General features: G+C 49.2%; 18 protein-coding genes. 5 read left to right on the top strand and 13 right to left on the bottom strand.

Annotated elements, in window-relative coordinates; translation table 11 throughout:
- Positions 1–345 precede the first annotated feature (345 nt).
- From ACGHM3_RS22250 to ACGHM3_RS22235, 4 genes are all read right to left on the bottom strand, one after another.
- Positions 346–3,408, bottom strand: a complete 3,063-nt coding sequence (locus ACGHM3_RS22250) for a Tn3 family transposase (RefSeq protein WP_345426552.1) — start codon at positions 3,406–3,408, stop codon at positions 346–348.
- Between the two features lie 69 nt (positions 3,409–3,477).
- Complete coding sequence (locus tag ACGHM3_RS22245) at positions 3,478–4,395, bottom strand: SprT-like domain-containing protein (RefSeq protein WP_345426550.1); 918 nt, start codon at positions 4,393–4,395, stop codon at positions 3,478–3,480.
- Positions 4,396–4,789: 394 nt separating this feature from the next.
- Positions 4,790–5,410: a tyrosine-type recombinase/integrase gene (locus ACGHM3_RS22240; protein WP_390517680.1), complete on the bottom strand. Its 621-nt coding sequence runs from the start codon at positions 5,408–5,410 to the stop codon at positions 4,790–4,792.
- 62 nt (positions 5,411–5,472) lie between these two features.
- On the bottom strand, positions 5,473–8,409 hold the full coding sequence (locus ACGHM3_RS22235; protein ID WP_345426548.1) for a Tn3 family transposase: 2,937 nt from the start codon (positions 8,407–8,409) through the stop codon (positions 5,473–5,475).
- Between the two features lie 209 nt (positions 8,410–8,618).
- On the opposite strand from ACGHM3_RS22235, the gene ACGHM3_RS22230 reads away from it, so the two are divergent.
- A complete protein-coding gene (locus tag ACGHM3_RS22230) occupies positions 8,619–9,830 on the top strand; it encodes an ATP-binding protein (protein ID WP_345426546.1) in 1,212 nt (403 codons plus the stop codon).
- Positions 9,827–9,991 (top strand): MerR family DNA-binding transcriptional regulator, encoded by a 165-nt coding sequence (locus tag ACGHM3_RS22225; protein ID WP_345426544.1) that lies wholly within the window; start codon positions 9,827–9,829, stop codon positions 9,989–9,991. The genes ACGHM3_RS22230 and ACGHM3_RS22225 overlap by 4 nt, the downstream gene beginning before the upstream one ends.
- Positions 9,992–10,089: 98 nt before the next feature.
- Here ACGHM3_RS22225 and ACGHM3_RS22220 read toward each other — a convergent pair whose 3' ends face one another.
- On the bottom strand, positions 10,090–10,881 hold the full coding sequence (locus ACGHM3_RS22220; protein WP_345426542.1) for an alpha/beta hydrolase: 792 nt from the start codon (positions 10,879–10,881) through the stop codon (positions 10,090–10,092).
- 78 nt (positions 10,882–10,959) lie between these two features.
- A complete protein-coding gene (locus tag ACGHM3_RS22215; protein WP_345426540.1) occupies positions 10,960–11,343 on the bottom strand; it encodes a PaaI family thioesterase in 384 nt (127 codons plus the stop codon).
- Between the two features lie 116 nt (positions 11,344–11,459).
- Here ACGHM3_RS22215 and ACGHM3_RS22210 point away from each other — a divergent pair, with 116 nt between their 5' ends.
- Entirely contained in the window at positions 11,460–12,428 is a 969-nt protein-coding gene (locus ACGHM3_RS22210; protein ID WP_345426538.1) for a helix-turn-helix domain-containing protein, read from the top strand.
- 107 nt (positions 12,429–12,535) lie between these two features.
- Here the strand turns inward: ACGHM3_RS22210 and ACGHM3_RS22205 are convergent, their stop codons facing one another.
- From ACGHM3_RS22205 to ACGHM3_RS22175, 7 genes are all read right to left on the bottom strand, one after another.
- The gene (locus tag ACGHM3_RS22205; RefSeq protein WP_345426536.1) at positions 12,536–13,006 is read right to left on the bottom strand and encodes a tyrosine-type recombinase/integrase; all 471 of its coding nucleotides are present in this window, start codon (positions 13,004–13,006) and stop codon (positions 12,536–12,538) included.
- A 23-nt stretch (positions 13,007–13,029) separates the two neighbouring features.
- Positions 13,030–16,050, bottom strand: coding sequence for a Tn3 family transposase (locus ACGHM3_RS22200; RefSeq protein WP_008250625.1), 3,021 nt, complete (start codon positions 16,048–16,050; stop codon positions 13,030–13,032).
- On the bottom strand, positions 16,010–16,381 hold the full coding sequence (locus ACGHM3_RS22195) for a Na+ dependent nucleoside transporter N-terminal domain-containing protein (protein ID WP_390517676.1): 372 nt from the start codon (positions 16,379–16,381) through the stop codon (positions 16,010–16,012). The genes ACGHM3_RS22200 and ACGHM3_RS22195 overlap by 41 nt, the downstream gene beginning before the upstream one ends.
- A 19-nt stretch (positions 16,382–16,400) precedes the next feature.
- Entirely contained in the window at positions 16,401–16,958 is a 558-nt protein-coding gene (locus ACGHM3_RS22190) for a hypothetical protein (protein ID WP_345421929.1), read from the bottom strand.
- Positions 16,959–17,006: 48 nt separating this feature from the next.
- Entirely contained in the window at positions 17,007–18,500 is a 1,494-nt protein-coding gene (locus ACGHM3_RS22185) for an NAD-dependent succinate-semialdehyde dehydrogenase (protein WP_345421926.1), read from the bottom strand.
- 3 nt (positions 18,501–18,503) lie between these two features.
- Complete coding sequence (locus ACGHM3_RS22180) at positions 18,504–19,352, bottom strand: hypothetical protein (protein ID WP_345421923.1); 849 nt, start codon at positions 19,350–19,352, stop codon at positions 18,504–18,506.
- 83 nt (positions 19,353–19,435) lie between these two features.
- Entirely contained in the window at positions 19,436–19,678 is a 243-nt protein-coding gene (locus ACGHM3_RS22175) for a hypothetical protein (RefSeq protein WP_345421921.1), read from the bottom strand.
- Between the two features lie 204 nt (positions 19,679–19,882).
- Between ACGHM3_RS22175 and ACGHM3_RS22170 the strand changes: the two genes are divergently transcribed.
- Both ACGHM3_RS22170 and ACGHM3_RS22165 read left to right on the top strand, forming a co-directional pair.
- Complete coding sequence (locus tag ACGHM3_RS22170; RefSeq protein ID WP_345421918.1) at positions 19,883–20,584, top strand: SOS response-associated peptidase family protein; 702 nt, start codon at positions 19,883–19,885, stop codon at positions 20,582–20,584.
- A 54-nt stretch (positions 20,585–20,638) separates the two neighbouring features.
- Positions 20,639–21,133, top strand: coding sequence for a GNAT family N-acetyltransferase (locus ACGHM3_RS22165; protein WP_345421915.1), 495 nt, complete (start codon positions 20,639–20,641; stop codon positions 21,131–21,133).
- The last annotated feature ends 3 nt before the right edge of the window (positions 21,134–21,136 follow it).

Raw genomic sequence — 21,136 nt, 5'->3', positions numbered from 1 at the left:
TCGCTGATGAGTTTCGCAGATATAAAACTTTACGAAACATCTACCACATAGGGTCTTCAACAATATAGGGACCAGAATTTTACACTTTATCGGATAACTTATTGTTTTTAATAGATTTCTTTCACTCGTTTTCTACGGCCAGACTCATGTCGTTCCCGGCGATCAGATTCAATATAGGGAAATCCTAAACAAAACTCGAAAAACCACTATAGGTTTTCTAAAATAACCTTTAAATACAATAGGTTATACGACAATTCTTTTCCCGGAACGATGCAAAAAATCGGTGTTAAATTTGGAAAAACGAGGAGAGTGGAGGCCACTCTCCTGCAAAGCGGCGAAGATCGATTATTCTTTGATCAGGTCTGGATCAAGGATTTTTTGTAGATCTATCTGTTGAGAGTCTTTTAGCGAGTTCTGTGAAAAATCAAATTCGCCATGAAAGACAAAATGTTCCCAAGACAGCATAGACGAAGCCTTAATCTTCTTAAGTAACAGGGAATACTCAACATCTGTTTTGGCCTCTGACAGACGTTTGGAGAGATACATAAAATTCCAGCAAACGATGACATTTTTAAGTAGTCGCTTACAGGTCTCTGCGATCTCCTGATCTTCTTTAATTGTCTGCACATAATCTGCCCGTCCAATGGCCAGCGCTCGATCAAGCTTATTCCCTGCCTCGCCTTTATTTAACTGGCGGTGGATAGCTTTGCGCATACCCACATCGTCGGCATACCGGAGCAAGAACAACGTTTTCGGAATACCTCCAAATGCTTTTAGTGCTTCGTAAAGTGGATTGTTTTTTGAGTATGAGTTCAATCGCTTGAAGATTTGAGACGCCGTAACTTCGCCTAGCTTTATTGATGCGCACAAACGAAGAACGTCTTCCCAATTATCAATAATTTTATCTTTATTAATCCGCTCTTTTGGAAAGATCGGATAGCTTTTTTTCTTATAGAAAGTGGGAGTTTTGAAGGAGTATAAAACTCGTTTGCCGGGGTTTTTTATGCGTGGCCCAAAAGAAAATTTCAATAAATGTGTAAGCCCAAATATGGCTTCCGTGTATCCGTGAGAATCAGTGGAGTGAAGGTCTGATTTCACTACATCATTTTTTAATAACCCATCCACCATATAGTGCGCTTCAAATTCGGCACCACTGATCACCATTGAGTAAGGGAACATCCCTCGTATATCTATGAACGTATAGGCCGATACAACGGGGTCACGTCCGCCGTATTTAAAAGATTTATTTGCATTGAGTGATTCATATGCGATCGTCCATTTTTGACCATCGCTCGATGTCTGCAAGCCGTAGTCTCCAATGAATACTTTGGCCAGTGGAAGTTGATTGACGAAACGAATAACGGCATCATTTGCTCGTCTCAAATTCTCAAGCGTAAAAAAACCATTGGTCGTGGATTCCAAAGTTGCCAGTTCAATCTCTCTCGCCAATTTAGATAATTTTGGCACGCTCAAGTGTTCGCCTAGCGCAATTATTCCCGCCAGGAAATTTTTATCTTCAGGTCTGGGCTTACGGTATCGGATACTGTTGTGTTCAAACTCGTCAAGAAACCCTGAAGCGGCATTCACTGTGCTTAGCGCTTCTGCTATTCGAATGTATTGATCATCCGGAAACAGAGCGACGTCGCTTTCCATTTCTAGCAGGACTTCTGCCCGAGTATTTCGTTCGTACGTTAGCTTAAATCCGCCAAGACCGTCTGTCTCAATATATTCGTTTAAATTTTCCAATATGTGCTCGTTCGTCTCCTTGTATTGCGCATCCAATTCAAGTTCCCAGTGCTCAACCAATTTTTTAACATCTTTAAAATCAGCCATGTCCGCTAAATTTAGTATGTGATCTCGGTTTTTTTGAAAGTATTCCCGCGAAATCAAATACTGCTCTAGCTGTCGGTAACGATTTGAGTTAACAATGCTCAGTGTGCCATCTTTAATGGCGGCGGCAGTGTGCTTGTAAAGCAGAATGCGATACAGTTTCGCGCGGAAGGACTCTTTCGTGTCAACGTAGCCGGACTCTGAATTTGTAAGAAACCCTACTGGGAATGTATCATCAACCTTTCCGTTTTTTGCTTGGTATTGCGATATTGCTTTTAGCAGCTTGTTGCTTTTCACGTCGCAATCGAAATTGAGCCGCCGAAGGATATCGCTACACTTGAGCTGAAGCGAAGTGGCGCCTTCTTCCAAAAAGAGCATTTCAAGAGCTTGTCCGCTGATTTTATCTAAGTCGTCCTGGACATCTTTTATATGAGAGTTTACGTTTTCCATGGACATTTTTGACGGGCTTATCAAGCGAATCGCTTTTTCGACTTTCTCTGAATCACTCAGAGTAGGGTTGTTCAGCGTCTCTTTAAGTTTTTCCATCAACGACACTAAATCAACCGTATCCTTTACTAACGTTTGTGTATGACCAGATTGTTCTTGGCGTTGTTTGTAGTATTCTTCTTTGGCAAGATTCTCGGCCTTGTTCACAGCTGTTTTCACCGAGGCCAGAAACGTTTCAACCAGAATGTCAACCAGATGCTGAAATTGATGAGCGATAAAAATGACAAGATGAAGGTGCCGGTCATGATCTTTCAAACGATTAATCTGAAAGACTTGTCGTCGGTGAACGGATAGTGCGTAGCGTTTAAGTCCATCTTTTGTAAAATCCAGCTCGCTTACGATTGGTAGCGCAATATCATAGAGAGGCTTGAGCGTATCGTAAATTGCGACATTCTCGCGAATTTTAGACGTTTTGGTTGACTGGTTGAGTTTCTTCAGTAGCGTAAGTCTGTACGTTTCCATTTCATCATACGTATTTTTTCCTTTTGCAAATAACGCATCGAGTTTTTGAGCGCTATCATTCGAGAGATTATTTTTAACAACGGCAATCTGTTGGTCGATATGCGTTTTATAGACCGACTCCACCGTGTCACAGATTGTTTTATAATCGGGTGTCTCGACTTTATGTTCAAAGAGCCATTCGCAAACGGAAATAAAACATTTATCAGGGTTTTTCTGAGAACGTGCATCCGTTCTTATCAACGGCAACAGTGGTTGAATGGAGGTTTGATTAAACGGCTTAAAACCCAGCGCATCAAGAATCATTTCTCTATGGCGGTTTCTGGTGCTTGTATTGTAGCTTTCCCAATGAAAGCTTTGTTTGAGTTTCAATCGCCCAGCTACATAGTCAACATCTTCTTGAATCGCAGTATTAAAAAATTGCCCCGTGGCTTTGAAATACCCGTAGGCGACGATGATGTAAACGATATTGGCATTGCCGCGAACGTTTTGCGTGATAAGCTGTTTGAAGTGAGATTCGACGTAGAAAAAGCGCTTGCGGTCTAAAGCTTTGAATTGCGGTGGGGTATCGTGGAACTCTTTATCGGTGGAACTGATCTTTTTGGTGTACATTGAACACTCCTAATGTTATCCTATGGAAGGGAGTGTTATTATCCTTCCTGAAAGCCCCTATCCCAAGCTCTAAATCACCTCACTCAGTTTTTTGTTGCAGTCTCCACAGACTACGTTCAACCCAGGCTTGCCCCAAAGCTGGATATGGCATGTCTTGCACGCGTACTTAATGCGCCCTGATCGCGGTTTTGGCTTTGAAGTGATTAATTCGCTGAGATTGTCGTCGTCATAGAACTGGTTAACCTCTTCATGCTCACTACTAAATGCCCGTTCGCTTAATGACGGCTCAGTCATAACTATCGAAGCGTCGCGCTCTGCTCGCATGGCTGCGACTGCCGCAGCGGGTCTGGGATTTAAATTCTCGGTCAGTTCGTATTCGGAGCCTTTATCATCATAGGCGGTAATAGGTAGCTCCAGGCGGTATACAGGGTAGCGGTCAACCCAGGGCAGACGATAACCCTTTTTGAGAAGCTCTTTACAGGCCTCGTGAAATGGGCCTTCTAGCAGGACATAGTCCATCATCCATTCCCCTGTATTCTGTCCTCCAGGTTTGCCAGTGGATGAAGGGATCAGTCCTATTTGCACCATTTTTTTGGCCCACTGGGCGTTATGGTAACCCCTTCGTCCGGGTGAGCCATAGTGAGCCTGCCAGATGTGAGCCATCTCGTGACATAAGGTTTGGCAGATCTCAATAAGTGGGTATTTTGCGAAGTATTCAGGGTTGACGGCTAGTTCATCCACATATTGGCGTTTTTCATTGACCCACCGGCCAATGGATGCATAGCCCATCACTTTGCGCTGCCGGTGGAATGTGATGATGACATCAGGCAATTGCCCAGCAAACAAGGCACTGTTAAAATAATCGTACGCGCTCGAAAGCGTCTGATAACACTCTGTTGTCGGCTTTTCTTCTAGCACCCGCAAATCGCCCCATTCTTGTGCATATTTTGGATTGTATGATCCAAAATATGCACCATTTGTGTGCATAACCTATTTTTCTGCTTATTTTTTAGTCCGCAAAACTGTGGCCTAGCCATACTTCTAAAAAATATTTCATACAATTTTAGAACGAATGGTACTCGGAAAAAAGTAGCCTGTATTCATTTGGGTGTTCTCGTCTCCAAAGACGGCTAGCGCCTGGGTTAGAATCGTTTCGGCGGTAGCGAATTGACAGGTTTTTTATATATGGCCTAAGCGCAGTAGTTTGGAATGAGATGGGATCAATTGCGGTGGGCTTTGAATTGCGTGGGCGGATTGGCTAATATACGTGTTGACTGGATATGAGTTCCTCCTGTCGTAAAACAGTAATGGAATCTGCGAAGCGCCCGAGGTGGCCAGCAATAAGAGCAAATAGCCTACAGAGCTTGAGAGCAGCAAGTCACTATTTCACATTCCTGCTTTTCCCGCTTTCAGCACGAACACGATTCTCGGTTTGTACGTAGATGGTATCGGTCGTCGCCATACTAGAGTGCCCCAGGTCTTCGGACAGATCCTTTAGTGCGCGACCGCGTTCAACTTCCATACTCGCGCCGGTGTGTCTAAGCCAGTGCGACGAAGCTTCTCGCAGCTTTCGTGCATTGTCTTCGCCTTCGGCTTCCTTCATTTTATCGTAGGCCAAATCAAAAACTTGTTGAACAATTCGAATAAGTTGTCTGGAAGTCATCCCGCCTTGGCCACGGATTTTTTCGACAATAGGATGATTTTCACCTGAAGATGGTAGAGGGCTTAAACCACGAAATTGACGGTATCTTTTGAGATAATCGATAAAGCTGTTTGGTACTGTGATGTCTCGAAGTTTTCGACCTTTGCCAAATATCTTCAGCCACCAGTTGCCGTCAGAATCCTGCCAAAAATGGCTCATCACAGGCGTCCAGTTTGGGCGTTCAGAGAGCTCTGAAATACGTAAAAACAGCGTTTTCAAAGCGGTAATGACAAACAGGCTGCGTTCGTAAATTCTGTCCTGGTTTGCAAGCTCAAGCGCAACATGGACCAGCGGGGGCATTTGAACGAAAACCTACGGTTTTGAATCGCGAGACCACGTCGTAACCGTAGGTTTCTGCTGATTTACCTCTTCTCCTTTTCATCCTCAATAAAGTACGTGCCATTGGGTAGCACATGTTTGTAGGGCAATAGCGAGATATGGGACAGGGTCTTGTCATCGATGTCCTCCCCCTGCTGCCGGAGCTGTTCCACAATGTCATTTATCTTGATTGTGTTCCAGTACAGTATGGCGTTCGACACAAAACTAAGACTGGAGGCCTTATTCATGATTTCCTCATAATCACCGGTAGTGAACTCACCCTGGTCGGCAAAAAAGATCCAGCGCGGCAGCTTGTGCCGGTATTCTCCTTTATTCAATTGCCGCTGGACGGTTCGACGCAATTCCTGATCCGTCAGGTAGCGCAGAATGTATTCAGTCTTGATGATCCGTCCGAGATTCGTGAAGGCTTTAGTGAGGCGATCCGATGGTGAGCTATTGGTCAATCGCTGAACGATCACATGCGCTGGTGCCGTTTTCTGTTTCAAGGAAATGGCCACTCGCATCATGTACTCCCATTGCTCCTCAACGATGGCCAGATCAGCAGTTTTGGTGAGCAAATGGTTGAGGTCGCCGTAATCGACGGATTTGTCGATACGGTAGAGTTGTTGATCCTTTAAATCCCGAATCCGCGGCATAAAGTAGAAGCCGAGCAGTTGGCAGAGAGCGAACACGATTTCCGTATATCCATGGGTGTCGGTGGTATGTTCACGGATTTTCAGGACAGTGTTGTTTTCCAGTAATCCATCCAGCACATACAGCGCTTCGCGGGGGCTACAGGAAATGATCTTGGTGCTGAATACGGAATATTGATCGGACACGTGGGTATAGATCCCGATCGCCTTTTCATAATAGCCGTAGTAGCGGGGATAATAAGACGCCAGCAAGCTGTCAGCCCGAATCTTAAATCGCTGCGCATCCGATGAGGACAAGGTGCCGCTGCCATGAGCGGCACTGAGTGGCAGTTCATGGTGCTGATTCACGATTTCGGCGCTGGCGTCGATGAGGGTTTCCTCGCGAATATAGTATTGCAGGATGTGCCTGAGCATATCGACGGTCACACCCTTTACACTGGCGCTCATCGACACCACGCCCAGGTTGGTGGCTTGTGAAATAATGGCAGCCATCAGGCTTTTATAGAAGGCTTTTGGGCGTGATTGATGGTGCTGAATGGGAACAAAGTGACGACTGTAGTGCGTCATTTGATCTACTTCCATGAGAAGCTGTTCGATGCGAATGGTCGGCATGTGCGCATCAATCACTTTTTGCAGTCGGCTGACTTTATCCGGCACCTCCAGCTTATCATCACGCTTTAGTTTCAGCCGACCATTGTTGATCTCGGCGAAATTATCCAAACCAAAGCGTTTTTTTGCTTCAGATACGGATTCGTGGAACTGTGCTGAAATGACGGCGCGAACTTCGTGCGGAGGTGGTTGTTGCAGTTCGGTATAGACGGTTTGCCTTGTTTCGTCCCAGTTGGGCTCGTTTAAGGTCAGATCCCAGAACGAAACATGTTGCTTGCTTTGCGGCAAATAGAGATCGCCGGAGCGCAAGGCATCTTTCATCGCCAATGCCAGCCCCATTTCCCACACATTGCGATTGATGCTGCCACCTTGATCTTTGAGGCTGCGACGTAATTCGCGAGGAATGAAGGCTATCGGTGTCGTTTCCGGTAGCTTTTTGAGATCACCATTATCCAATTGCTGGACAATCTGGATAGCTTTGATCAATGGTCCGGAGCCTTTCGCGACCTCAAACGGTAAGCGGATAAAGTCGGCAAAATACTTTCGTAAACTGGGATAACGGGTCAATAGCAAATCACAGTAGCCACGCTCTTCCAGGCGCTTGAAGATGCGCAAATCGTCAATGGAAACCAGTAGGTGTTTCTGGTCGATACGCTGCCATAAATCCTGCTTGTATAAAGGCTGTTCATCGGGCCATTCCAGCAGCACATTGGTGGTTTCCAGCACGGCATCAATTGCTTTCTTTTGCCGTTTACGAAATTCCTTATGCTTCTTGTCGTGACTGTTTTTGGTTTGCCGACACAGCTCCGTCATATACTGATCGTGCATTTTAACCAGGTGATCAAGCAATATCTTTCTGGATTCCAACAGAAAACACACCATCAGGGCATAGCGCTTATGATCCTTGAAGCGTTTCATGTCCTTGGCGCTATAACGCTTAGTCAAGCGATACAGGTAGTGAAGAAAGGCGGTATCAATGAGCTTTTCTTCAAATGCATTAATACCGGTAGCCACCAGATTATCGTAGCGCTCCAGGTAGCGCTTCAACGATGAAATTTTGGCGGCGGGTGGATATTCCTTGAGCTGATTGAAATAGGTTCGTTGATTGACGCCAGAGGTTTGCAGCAGATCATCGATAGCCTCTCGCAATTCAGGCGACATCTGTTCAAACACTTGCTCAAAGAGCTGAGCATGGACCTGGTTGCAGATGCGAACGATTTGTCGTTCGATGGTGGTGGGCCCCGGTAACACAATCCGATTCAACAACAGGTAGCGCTCTGCCCGATGAAAGAGTTCATCCGGCAGTAGCCCCTGGCGTGCCTGGGCTTCGACCCAGCGATCTAGATCGGCCTCCACCTTGTCATCAAAACGCTTGAATCCCAGGTATTTGAGGATGTTATTGCGGTGTTCCAATAAGGTTGCTTCCCGTTCGGGCACTTCCACAGTGAGGGCTGGCGGTAAATCGAGTTGGCTGCTGAGGTAGCTGACCACGCGGGACGAGAGATCGCTAAGCTGGTTCAGAAAGCGGCCATAGAGGCGCATGGCACAGAGCTGGATGGCAACGCCCAAGCGGTACTGTTTGCGGTATTTGTTAACCATCTGGCAGTCGCGTCGATTCAGGGTCCAGTCGCGAACCATTTCCTCGTCGGAAAAGCGTTGCGGCAATATCAGCGGCTGGTAGCGTTGTTGGTTGGTCAAAAACTGCTCTTTGGCTGTCATGAGCGCCTCATCGGTTTGTGGTCACGCCAACTACTCCTATAGCGTTGTTTTTATTTGTGCTTTTATGATGCCGACAGTGGATACTGTCTTTCTTACATTTGGACGGCATTGTAATAACGATTGGACGATAATAGAATAACAGGTAGCCGAAATACAACTCCTGTTTAGCCGGAAGCCCGTTTATGTACCCTCGTTATTCTGAACTCCACGTGAAAGAAGCGCTGAGCGACACGCCCGTCGTCTTCATCATGGGGCCCCGTCAGACCGGTAAAACCACGCTGGTGAAGACCTTGATGGATGAAATGGGGGCCGAACAATGGACCTACATCACCCTGGATGACCAGGCCCAATTTGAGATTGCCCAGGCCGATCCTGTGGGCTTCATTCGCAACCTGCCACCCACCCGCATTGCCCTCGACGAAGTGCAACGCCTGCCGGAGCTTTTCGTATCCATCAAGCAGGCAGTGGATGAACAGCGCACGCCGGGTCGTTTTCTGCTGACGGGCTCCGCCAACGCCTTGTTACTGCCGAGGCTCTCCGACTCTCTGGCTGGCCGGATGGAATCGGTGCGCTTGATGACGCTCTCGGAGTGTGAGATCCAGGGGCAGCAACCGACATTTCTCTCTAAGCTGTTGAGCCAGCAAGCACCTTCAACCCAGTCCATCCGCGTTAGAGAGCACATTCTGAACCGTTTGGTCACCGGTTGTTTTCCTGAGCCACTACAGCGCAGCAGTGAACGGCGTTCACAAGCCTGGTATCAGCAATACCTGAGCACCCTGGTGCAACGGGATATTCGCGATCTGACCCACATCGATCATCCGGATTTAATGGGAAGGTTGCTCAAGCTCACCGCCTTTTACGCCGGTAAACTAGTCAATCTCACCGAATTGGGGGGCAAACTGGGGCTGGATCGGCTGACCATCAAAAAATACATGGCACTGTTGGAGCAATTGTTTCTGGTGGAGCAATTGCCCGCCTGGCATTCCAACGAATATAAACGGCTGGTGAAGACACCCAAACTGCATTCCGTCGATACTGGCCTAATGTGCGCAGTGCGCGGCCTCAACCGTGACCGACTACTCAAACAACCGGGGGATTTTGGTCTGCTGTTGGAGTCCTTTGTTTATAACGAATTGCGCAAACAAGCGGTTTGGGTGGACGAACCACTGAGCTTTTACCACTACCGGGATAAAGACAAAGTGGAGGTTGACGTGATCATCGAAAATGCCATGGGTGACTGCTTCGCCATCGAGGTGAAGGCGGCAGCGACCTTAAGTGCGAAGGATTTTACCGGGTTGAAACGGTTTCAATCCGTGGCCGGTGATCGTTTCAAGATCGGTATTCTGCTTTATGACGGCGATCATACGACAGCCTTTGGCGACCACCTTTATGCGGTACCTCTGGGAGCCCTATGGTCATGACGTCAAATTACTCCATCGGTCAACTGGCTAAGGCCGCAGGCGTCAATGTCCAAACCATCTGCAATTACGAACGCCAAGGTCTCATCACTCAACCGCCGAAACCGGCACTGTTAATTCAAGTACGAGAGCCATTTTATGATGCGCTGTTTAAAAAACACTGATTGCGGTAACTCGTGCATGAGAAACAGGCTCACCCAACTGAAAGTGGAAGTCTGCATAGATTGTTAGTGTTATACCACAAAGTAGACCACGAGCAATTTCATCCCGCCAGAAATGACACAACCGTATTGATAACTTCAGCCTGCTTTTCTCTATGAGGTACATGTCCGGAGTTAGCAATGATTTTCATCGTGGAAGGTGCCGAACAGCGCTCTGAAATTATTTGTGGATGTAAAACCGAACCATATTCATCCAAATCTCCATGGATCGCTAACACAGGACACTTTACCTTAGGTAATACCTCGTTCAGGGAGAAATTTCGAAAGTTCTCTGAAAGCCAAGTTTCCGTCCAGGCATTCAACACCCATTTAGCCTTGTCACCGTGGTACTTGGATAGGCGTTGAAGCTGGTTGATATCTCGAAAGCCTTCTTTAGCAGTTCTGATGCCTTCCAGTGTTCTGTCTTCCACGAACGCTTGCGCCGATTCAGTGATGACACCGTTACAAATCTCGGGGTAGGCTGCTGCACAGGCAACCGCCATTCCACCACCCACGCTGTGCCCAAAACACACAACCTTTTTTATATTGAAGTGTTGGCATACCGATGCAAACCCAACCGACGCCTCAGAAAAGACAAAATCGGAAGCCAGCAGACCTGAGAAAGAATCTGATTTACCAAAGCCCAAACGATCGTACGCTATCACCACTCTTCCGGTTGCACGTGCGATCGTCTGGGGAAAGTCTCGCCATAAATCAACGCATCCCAGAGAATCGTGAAAAAGCAGAATGGGAGCCAAATCCGTGTTATCAACATCAGTGGGAAGCCACCGTTTGGCAAACAGCTTTCCGCTAGGATGACCAACAAAAAACTGCTTTTCGATTACTAAAGTCATGTTGTAGTGTCGTCTATTCGGCGAGAAAAGGGATGTACGGGTTTTCTTCGGTGGAAGACGCTCATTGCGCTGTGGCTCTCAGGATTGTAGGAGGCAGGCAGTCCCAGTAAACAAGGCGATCTGATTGTCCTGTCCGTCTTTGACCGTTACCTGATAGTGCGCAAAGCGCTTGGACGCAGAAACCAGCATAGCATAGGCAATTAGTTCGTTGCCTTGGGCTTTACGCATATATCGAATTTCGGTTTGCACGCCCACAAATGTTTGCTCCGAAGCATTGCAGGCACATGCAAACGCGATATCGGCTAGCGAAAAAATGACAGCACCGTGTGTAGTACCGAGGCCGTTCAAGTGGTTATTCTGAATAACCAATCGACAAACTGTATTTTCAAAGCTGCTTTCGATGCATTCTACGCCTAGGTTAGCCGCATATGCGTCTCGCTGAATATAAGCTAATGAATTCATGAATATTTATCTCTCAAAAACGACCACAATCGACCCTTGTTATTGTATTGGTGGACGCTCAGTGACAATATACTCGTTTAGGATAATTGATAGTCTGATCGGGCCAGAATTAATTTATGACTAAAATTGCGATAATCGCTTATGATGGTTGCTGGGCAATGAGCGTCTGCTCCGCGAAGGATTTCTTCAGGATAGTGTATCTGCTAGAACGCCACTTGGGCATGGAGCCGACTTTCACTACGGAGATCTTATCCCTCACTGGCAGCTCGGCTATAAGTGCCAGCGGCATTGATATCGCTCCTGACAAGAAGCTAGACACGGAGGCTGATTATGATTTGGTAGTGATTCCCCCAATGGAAGGCCCCGCACTGTTATCAGGACAATGGAAAACGTCTAACTTAATACCGTGGCTGAATAAAAGGATTGAAAAAGGCAGCTCTGTATTAGCCATGACTACGGCCGTCTGTTTTCTTGCCGCGACAGGTCGGGTGAACGATAGGCTGATAGCAACGCACTGGGCATACGTCAGGCACCTCGAAGAGCTGTTTCCGCACGTGAGTTTTGGTGCTCATGGATCTTACCTATGCCATGACCGGATTTATACGTCGGGCTCCTTGGACGGCTGCTTTGACGCACTGTTGGAATATGTCGCTGCTGCTAAGGGTGATCGATTTTCACAGTTATGCGCAGCCCATTTGCTTGTCTCCGATCCTTACAAACTCAAACCCATACTTCCTGGGCATCGCAATCATCGTGACGAAGCCATTATCCAGGTGCAAGACTGGATAGAAGGCAACTATTCTTTGCCCATAACGATTCAGGCATTAGCGCAGTCGTTTAACTTCAGTGATCGAAATCTAAAAAGACGGTTTCAGGCTGCAACTGGGATATCGATTAATCAGTATATTCAAAAGGCAAGGGTCGATAAGGCAAAGAAATTGCTTATATCCAGAGAAATGGATGTTAAAGCGATTGCCTATGAAGTTGGATATGAAAATGTCAGTTTTTTTATCCGTTTGTTTAAACGAAGTACAGGAGTTACGCCTACTAAGTGGCGCAACGGAGAACTACCGCCTGGAGACTGATCGACAAATAGCAGTACTCAGCTCCAACGCCGAACACAGGATCATGAGCGGATGCGCATGACCATAGCCAGTTGGCTCCAGGTCGAGAACTTATCATACCGATCTTTTTATCCATCCTTATCAATCAGAACGTCCAGTTTTTCCATCAATACCAACGAAGCATTGTTCGAAAGCTGTTGGCCTTCCTCGATATATTCCCAAACCGTGGCGTCATTTTTCCAACCCCCTTGTTTCTTGATCAGCTCAAAATCGACTCGCTCCCGTGCCGCCGAAGTGGATAAACCACGCCGAAAACTGTGGCTACTCAGGTCCGGTACAAAGTCGAACTGGCAAGCATCGCCCAGCACTTTCAGGAGATCATTAATAGCGCCCGGATTCAGGGGTTTTGCCTGAACCTGATCCCAGCGATTTACCGGCCGGAAAAGCGGACCACTGACGATGTCTGCGTTTTCCAGCCACATTTTGACAGCCTTGGCAGGACAACAACTGGAGGCCCCAAAGGGCAGCGCACGAGCCAGCCCTGTTGGGGTCCTAGGGATTTTGCCTCCAAATACTGCAAAAGCCTCTGAAGCGCCCATGTTTACTGGCCTGTAGAGAGGCATCAACTTTCACCTTTCGGCCGATACCCCTCAATTGGCGCCATTAAATCATCCAGTTTCGGAAGTTCTCCCGTCGGCGCGAACGTATACGTACCCCGGAAGTTGATATTCTCCCACGCGACAGGTGATGCGCCCTTTACGGTTTCCATGTATTTTTCGCTGCCCTGCTCCTCGAAGCTGTCCAGCAGGTTGCTGAGTACTTTCGAGTTGAAGTAGATAATGGCATTTGCTACCAACCGGGCGCTTTCGTTCCAGATTTGTATCTCCTCGTCGCTATTTCCCCGGAACCGGTCGCTGTTCACGTTGCTGATTGCCCGGCGCAACTGGTGATAAGCTTCTCCCCGATTCAAGGCTCGTTGCACGTGGTTTCTAAGGCTGGCGTCATCGATGTAATCCAGCAGATATTGGGCCTTCAACAGTCGGTTATATTCAGTCAGCGCTTTCAGTAGAGGGTGGTTTTGCTTGTAGCCTGAGAGTTTCCGGACCAATGTGGCTTGGGTGGTTTTCCGGTGAGCCAGTGAGACGGCAATTCGCTGGATGGTGTCCCAGTACTCCATGATGATCTGTGTATTAATCGGTTTACGCAACGCGAGTTTCAAGCGCTGATTCTCGTCCTCGGAGATATTGAACATCTCATTGATGACCCTGCCTACCTGAGCATATCGGGGGGCGAACCGGTATCCAAACAGATCGAGCAAGGCAAAATTGACGTGGTTTACCCCGTGGGTATCCGTGGAGAGCGTATCTGGAATGATCTCAGTACTGTTATTCATCAGAAGATCAAAGATGTAATGGGATTCATGTTCGTTAGCGCCGATCACCCGGGCATTGATTGCCATATGATTGGCGTTCAGGCTGATAGCCGAGACCCCTTTGCTGGTGCCGAAGTATTTTGAGGAATACCGGGTACGGAATGTCTCGCGCTTAGCTTCGAACTTTTGGCCATCGGCGCTGGCATGCAGGTTGTCATCCTGGATATTGTAGTGATTAAAAATGCTCAGTCGCGTAGTGGCGTTGTTGATGCGGTCATTTGCGGCATTCAGTGTTTCCAGTCGAAGGTAGTTCGCCTGGATCGTACTCAGCTGATCGTAGGTGCGGTCGGAGATCTGGGCGATACCATAGATGCCCTGGTTTGTGGCATTAGCGATCAGGATCGCCAGCAAGTCCACTTCATACTGGCGGCTTTTGGAGGTCATGCCCAGCACGTGCTCAAAGTCGTCAATAAATCCGGTATCCTGATCCACCACGCGCAAGACATCGGCGACTCCGATTGCCCTCATTTGCTGGAAGAACGGGTTGTTCACCAGATGTTTTTTGCCGGCAGTCGGTAAGCGCCAAAGGTGTTTACCCCCCTTCGGGCGCAGAATGATATCCCTGTTGTCCAGGCGTTCCAGGTAGTCACTGACCTCGTGTAGCCGAGTGGCCAACTGATCCGTCATGCGCGGGATCAGTTGCTTTGGATCCTCAGTAATTTTGGGCTGCTTCGTACCCTCGACCAAGGCCTGCTTCTGATTTTTCCAAGTCTGTGGTTTTACCAGATCGTCGTCCAGTGCACGATACCGTATGACTTCTGGCAGCACTAACTGGCCGTTTAGGCGGCTGGGAATCTGCAAATACAAGAACCATTCATATCTAGCCTTGTCTATGCCGCCGTCAGATTTCAACAAGAGTGGTCGCGTGGCTTTGGGTGGAAGACGCCTGTCAATACTGACATCCCCGAGCATATTGCCGGCTGCCAGCTCCTGTCGAGCTTGACTCAAGACCGCTGCCAACCGTTGTGTTTTATCGGTGCCATCAATGCGAAGACAACAAAAGAGTGATCGTAACAGGCCGGTTCTCAACGTAGATTCTGTATCCAGGTGTTGCCAGAACGCCTCATCCGCCGACTGCTTCTGATTGCCGAGATACCGGCAGACGGAGCTCAGCTCACTAGCATTGAGAACCTGGAATGCTTGTTTCTGTACAGAGTGGAATGACGTATTGGGATCGATACGATCATCAACGAACAGACGCAAGATTTCCGCAGCTTTACTCACATTGGTAGCCGCCTTTTGCCAATCCCGATAAACTCGGTCCTGCGCCAGCTGATGCGCTCGTTGCTTGACCTGTCGAACGTGATGAATGAACCCTTCGGCCATCCGTTCCAGCCCCTCTTGGTATCGAAACTGTAGGTAGCAAAGCAGATATAGGCACTGATTCTCAGGCGACTGACGTTTTATTTTGGCGCCGTAATAGTGAATCCGTTCGGCATAGTGCTGCTGATTTTTTTGAGACAGAGAAAGCGAGTCGAGGACAGCGGTCACCTCTGCCATCAGCGGTTGAATGTGGTGATACACTGCAAGTTCTTTCTGCAACTCGGTACCGGTGAAATTGCGCGCGCTGCCGCGCAATTGTGTTAACGTAAGCTGGTCATTACCGGATACCAGTGTATTTAGTATAGCCGTCAATTTTGGGCTACACGCGGCACCGATCTTCTCATGCAGTCGCTGCTGATGCTGGTTAACCACCTGGCTGACGATCTTCTGCAGGGTGCTATAGGCAGGAATGGCGATTTTCTGGTGAGCCAGGAACTCAATGGCAGCATCAAAGAGAGCACGCGCCGCGACCCAGCTTTCAGCGCAGACCAGTAAGTGTTCAACAAGCCGGGGTTGATGCTCAGGATCTTTCCAATTTTCATAATCGATCATGGAAAAAATCCGCTCATAAATGCGGGACTTTTGATCAGATTTCAGACTGAAGCGCCGAAATTTCAGGCCATCGAAGTGATTTTGCGCAATAAATTCCAGGTCATCCCGCATGGATTTAAATGTCGGATTGAGCAAGATGGGCTTGCATTTGAAGTAGCCCAACAATGCGATGGCGATACAGCGATACTTGCGTTGCCTTATTCTGGCCAGCTCAGCACGCTCTTTATCATTCAATGTGAAGTAAAACCGCTGATACGATTCGTTGAAGGACGGGACGCCGTATAAATCCTCGATTTCAGCGGCAGTGAGAATCGATAGTCGCTTGTTTCTGCTCATTCTTTGACCCAAAGGCCGAAGAAGATACTGAAACTTGAGCTAAATTAAAATTAATAGTGGCTTGGAGGCCAGTAAATACGGGGACTTCAGCGGTTTTTGCAGTATTTGGGGGCAAAATCCCTAGGACCCCAATAACGCTGGATACTCCGCTGGAAATGGCGTTGAGAATACTTTTGCCCTGGGGGATGTAAAGCGCAAACGCGCCGATTAAAAACTGAATGGCAAAGGCCCAGCCCACGGTACGGCGGTTTATGGCTCGGCGATTATTAGAAACCGCAAAGGCAAACAAAAGAATGACAGCAATACCGATTAAACAAATAAGTGTGGTCACAAAGATTCTCTTAGCAAAACTAGCTGCGGTCGGAAACTAAAATGGTGGCGCAGTAAAAAAGAGTGCCAACGGGTATGGCCAGAGACTGCGCGATCTCTGCCATTAGGGCGCCGATAAAATGAATATTTTTAGGGAAAATCAACGCCGCCTGGGCGCGGAACAGGCAGCTGGCGTTGAGCTTGTTGTCTTCAATGTAAAAGTGCAGCTCACGCAGGCATTTGGCATCGTCGTCGCTGGTGTGGCAAGGGCTTGGGTTATTGCTGATGGTAATGATCGCGCGTTTGGACTGCGGAAAGCGGCTCAGACAATCCACCACATTGGCAATTTTGTTGCGCATGCCACTGCGATAATCGCCCTGGCCGCCGCCCCGCTCAGCATTAAAGAATTGAGTTTGTTCGTCGCTTAGCGGCAGCTCTAAATTCCAGGCGGTGTAGGCTTCTAACACGGCCTTGGGGAAGAGCTCGGTCTCTACCAGATAATCGTCCATGGCAAGGCGTTGGGTGTAATTACGCAGGCTCTGGCTTTGGCTTTGCTGTGTCATGTTACGCCAGGCTTGCTGGCAGGTGATGGCCGTCACGGGTGGTACCTTTGTTCTGGGTGTTAGTCGGGGTTAGGTTGGCTGTACTTACAAGCCCAGGGCCACCGATTTTAAGTAGGTGAATTCGTGCAAGCAGTGCAGGCCTTGCTCTTTGCCAAAGCCGGAGCTTTTAATGCCGCCAAAGGGTACATCCTCAGAAAACAACTCACAGCTGTTGGCCCCCACACTGCCAGCTTGCAGTTGCTCGCTAACCCGCAGTAAGCGCGGATAGCTGCCGCTGTACACGTAGGCCGCCAAACCGGCTTGGGTATCGTTGGCTAGGTTGATTGCATCGGCTTCATCGTTAAAGGTGTACAAGCAAGCCACGGGCCCAAACAGTTCGGCTTGGTAGGCCGCCATGGTGGTTTGCATGTGGCTCAACACAAAAGGCGGCATTAATAGGCTGTCGTTAGCACTCAGTTGCGCTAGGTCGCCGCAATGTAATTGGGCGCCTTGGGCAATGGCGTCTTGCAGTAGGGCGATAAGGCGCGTTTTTGCAGTTTGGTTGATCAACGGGCCGATATCGCAACCCGGTGCATGGCCTGGGGCAACAGTCAGTGCTTGGGCGGCGCGGGCAAGGGCCTGAGTAAACCGCTGGGCGATGCTGGCTTGCACCAAAATGCGATTGGCGCCCACGCAAATTTGGCCGGAGTTATAAAAGCGCGCGGACACCAGCGCTGCCACTGTACGTTCAATATCGCAGTCATCAAACACCAAAAAAGGTGCGTTACCGCCCAGCTCCAGCGCCAGACGTTTTAGGCTGGGGCCACACTGCTGGTATAGCTGGCGGCCCACGGCGGTGGAGCCGGTGAACGACACCATGGCAATTTTCGGGCTAGTGCACAGTATCTGGCCAAAGTGCTTTGGCTCGCTGGCCGGTACGGCATTCAATACCCCAGCGGGCAGGCCGGCATCTACCGCCAGGCTGGCTAACGCCAGTGCGATGAGTGGTGTGTGTTCCGAGGGCTTAACAATACAAGTGCAGCCGGCAGCAATGGCGGCGCCGGCTTTAACAATCACGGCGGCGGCAGGGAAATTCCACGGCGTAATGGCTGCCACCACGCCCAGGGGTTGCCGCTGGGTAAAGTGCTGCAGGTTGCTGTTGTGCTTGGGTAAAACCTCACCGGTCAGTCGCCGGGTTTCCTCGGCGTACCAGCGCAGCATGGTAATACAGTGCTGAATTTCGCCCTCGGCCTGTGCCAGAGGTTTGCCGTTTTCCAAACACAGCAGTTGGCTAAGGCCTGTGTGGTGTTGGCTGAGTTGCTCGGCCCACTGCAATAGCAACTGATGGCGCTCTCTGGGCGGTGTGTGTTGCCAGCTTTGCCAGGCCTGGTGAGCGCTGTCGATGGCCTGGGTAAATTGGGCATCGGTGTAGTCGTGCACCTGGGCCAGGGGCTGGCCGTTGGCGGGGTTAACTACGCTGAACGGGTTACTACCGGCAACCAAACCGCCATCAATGATGGCTTGCCGAGGCCAGTGGTCAATCTGCCAATGGGTAGGAGTGGGCAGGTGCGGGCTGGGCTCGTTGGGGGTTTTTGGCATGGTTTAAAAATAGTGCGAGTAGTCTTCTTTCATGGCCGGCCACTGTTGCTGCATAAAGTCGGCAAAGCGTTTGTTACAGTTAACGGATGTGGACACCCACCCCTCAGCAATTGGGCTGTAATCGTCGCCAATAAAGCTTTGCTCATCGGCGGCAAAGTGCACGGCCAGGTGGTCAAAGTTGCGCAGCCCCAGGGTTATGCGGGGCTTTTCCATGGTGGGCACACGGTGGCGTAGGCGAATGTTATCAAAGATGAGTAAATCGCCCGGGTGCATGGTGGGTTTGTACACCGCACCGGTGGCGTTGTCGACAAGCTCGGTGCCCTTGCCGTTGTTTTCGTTAGCGATAACCAACACCGCAACGTAGCGCGGTAAGATGCCCTCTATCAAGCTGAACTCTATGCCATCCGAGGCGCGTTGGGTGCGTATGTATTCGCCATCAAAATGCTCGCCCACAGGCTTACTGCCGGCGAAGTAATTTTGGTAATTCAACATGCAGCGCGCGCTTGGGGCAACTTGTTGGCCGGTGAACTCCGCCAGCAATTGGTTGTGCCGTTGCAGTAATTTATGCACCGCAGGGCAGCCCTGGTGGTCTACCTGGGGTAGCTCGCTCTGGCCCTCGGCAATCATCATGGCGTGGCTTACCCGGGTGTCGGTGGAATCCGAGGGGTAAACGCTGTGAGCGGCTAGGTTGGCCGGTGTATAGTGGCGCTCTATTAAAGCTTCGGCCTCGGTTTTTAGGGCGGCTAGCTGATCGGCGCTACAATAGCCGGTCAATAGACGATACCCCTGGTCCGTAATGCTGGGTTTGGAACGTTCTTGATTTGAACCGGGGCTGGATCTACTGGTGCTCATGGCGGGCTCATATGGCGATAGGCTCAGCGAGAGTAACCAGCGAGGGGAGATAAATCAACCAAGCGGGCGGGCTTGGCACGGTACTATTTTACCAAGCGCAGATGTGGCGTTTTTTTATTGAGTTGCTCTAGCTCGGCACGGGCTTCAAGTATGGAGATTTGCACGTTCAGTTTTTTGGTGCGCAGCTCTTGCTCGCGGGTGTAGTCAAAGCGGCGCGCGCTGAGAGTAATTTCTACGGTTAAAATCGACTCCATATGGCGCAAGTCAACAATGAGCTTTTCTAATGCTTCTCGGCTACGCGGTGCGTAGGGTTTAGATGCTGACATGGTACGCCGTCCTGTGCTTAGAGTGACTTGCTGCCCTATGGCCACGCCTATGACCAAAAGATTGGGAACAGGCGTTGAATATAACAAACCGGCTTAGGCGCGTAAATCTTCTCTCGGCTGACAAATGGCGCTTATTACGCAGGCAAAACTGTGTAACCAATTGATATCAAACGCAAAGTTTAGAAAATAAAAGGAGGTGTATCAGTGTGTGGTTATATTCGCAGGGTAACCGATAACGCCTACGTGCAAGCTCTACTGATTTCCGTGGGGCTAGAGGATTTGGTGTCTGAGTTTGCCCCTAGCGGTGCATCGATTCAGCACTTTTACCCAGCGTTTGGCGGTGATGCCAACAAAACCATTGGTAAATTAATTGTGGTGGAAGACGGAAAACCTAAAGCGGTGGATGCTACCTGGTGGTTTGATTGCACCGCAGCGGGTGACCAACTACTGGTGGGCGAGCGCACTACTTTTAATGCCCGCAACCTCGACTCCAATTACTGGCGCAGCGCATTGAAACGACATCGCGCTTTGGTGGTGGCAACGGGTTTGGGCGAATCGCAAATACAGGCGGGTAAAAAGCAACAGTATTTAATGGAGGGCCAAAGCCAGGCGTTTTTCCTGGGCGCGCTCTACCGTAAATTCGACAACGGTAAATATTGCTGTGCGGTAATCACGCGGCCGGCCACCGAGCGTTTTGCACAGTTCCACGAAAAGGCTATGCCGTTGTTTGTTCCTAATAATGCCGCCGTGGTAAACGCCTGGCTAAACCCCGAGTTGCCGGTTACCCCAGAAATACAGTTATTATTGGATGAGCCCACAGTGAGCGTGGGCCTGGCGGTAAGTAAAGTAAAAGCGTTTAAATCCGGAGCCACCAATAAAACTCCCGAGCTCATAGACGCCGATTGATTGCGGCTGGGATATAGATAAATAGATTTAGATAAATCAAAGATAGGAAAAGGCATGACCACCACGGTTATTTTGGCAGACTACCAAAACCCTAAGCATCAGCAAGATATTCCCATCATGATGCAAGCCTACGCCACCGACCCCATGGGCGGAGGTACGCCCATTGCCGAATCGGTTCTGGCAGGCTTGGTAGAAAAGTTAGCGCAACTGCCATACGCCTTCAGCGTATTGGCCTACCAAGGCGATGACGTGGTGGGGTTGGCCAACTGCTTTGAGGGTTTCTCAACGTTCCAAGCCAAACCCTTAATTAATATTCACGATTTGGTGGTAGCGAATGGCCATCGCGGCCAAGGGGTGGGGCAGGCGTTGTTGCAGGCGGTGGAAAACATCGCCCAGGAAAAGGGCTGTTGCAAAATAACCTTAGAGGTATTGAGCAACAACGAAATAGCACAAGGCGCCTATCAAAAATTCGGTTTCGCCGGTTACCAATTAAGTGAAACCGGTGGCCAAGCTTTGTTTTGGCAAAAAAGCCTGGCCACCGTAAGTTAGCGG

The sequence above is a fragment of the Halioxenophilus aromaticivorans genome, assembly GCF_042850945.1.
Lineage (GTDB): Bacteria > Pseudomonadota > Gammaproteobacteria > Pseudomonadales > Cellvibrionaceae > Halioxenophilus > Halioxenophilus aromaticivorans.
Note: the sequence above shows the minus strand (reverse complement) of the source record. Positions and strands in the feature narration are given on the sequence as shown.

Bases quoted from the DNA above. Each gene is read 5' to 3' on its own strand.
- ACGHM3_RS22220 (WP_345426542.1), bottom strand. From the start codon at position 10,881: ATGACTTTAGTAATCGAAAAGCAGTTTTTTGTTGGTCATCCTAGCGGA.
- ACGHM3_RS22205 (WP_345426536.1), bottom strand. From the start codon at position 13,006: ATGGGCGCTTCAGAGGCTTTTGCAGTATTTGGAGGCAAAATCCCTAGG.
- ACGHM3_RS22165 (WP_345421915.1), top strand. From the start codon at position 20,639: ATGACCACCACGGTTATTTTGGCAGACTACCAAAACCCTAAGCATCAG.
- ACGHM3_RS22225 (WP_345426544.1), top strand. From the start codon at position 9,827: ATGACGTCAAATTACTCCATCGGTCAACTGGCTAAGGCCGCAGGCGTC.
- ACGHM3_RS22200 (WP_008250625.1), bottom strand. From the start codon at position 16,050: ATGAGCAGAAACAAGCGACTATCGATTCTCACTGCCGCTGAAATCGAG.
- ACGHM3_RS22215 (WP_345426540.1), bottom strand. From the start codon at position 11,343: ATGAATTCATTAGCTTATATTCAGCGAGACGCATATGCGGCTAACCTA.
- ACGHM3_RS22240 (WP_390517680.1), bottom strand. From the start codon at position 5,410: ATGCCCCCGCTGGTCCATGTTGCGCTTGAGCTTGCAAACCAGGACAGA.
- ACGHM3_RS22180 (WP_345421923.1), bottom strand. From the start codon at position 19,352: ATGAGCACCAGTAGATCCAGCCCCGGTTCAAATCAAGAACGTTCCAAA.
- ACGHM3_RS22245 (WP_345426550.1), bottom strand. From the start codon at position 4,395: ATGCACACAAATGGTGCATATTTTGGATCATACAATCCAAAATATGCA.
- ACGHM3_RS22185 (WP_345421926.1), bottom strand. From the start codon at position 18,500: ATGCCAAAAACCCCCAACGAGCCCAGCCCGCACCTGCCCACTCCTACC.
- ACGHM3_RS22235 (WP_345426548.1), bottom strand. From the start codon at position 8,409: ATGACAGCCAAAGAGCAGTTTTTGACCAACCAACAACGCTACCAGCCG.
- ACGHM3_RS22175 (WP_345421921.1), bottom strand. From the start codon at position 19,678: ATGTCAGCATCTAAACCCTACGCACCGCGTAGCCGAGAAGCATTAGAA.
- ACGHM3_RS22250 (WP_345426552.1), bottom strand. From the start codon at position 3,408: ATGTACACCAAAAAGATCAGTTCCACCGATAAAGAGTTCCACGATACC.
- ACGHM3_RS22210 (WP_345426538.1), top strand. From the start codon at position 11,460: ATGACTAAAATTGCGATAATCGCTTATGATGGTTGCTGGGCAATGAGC.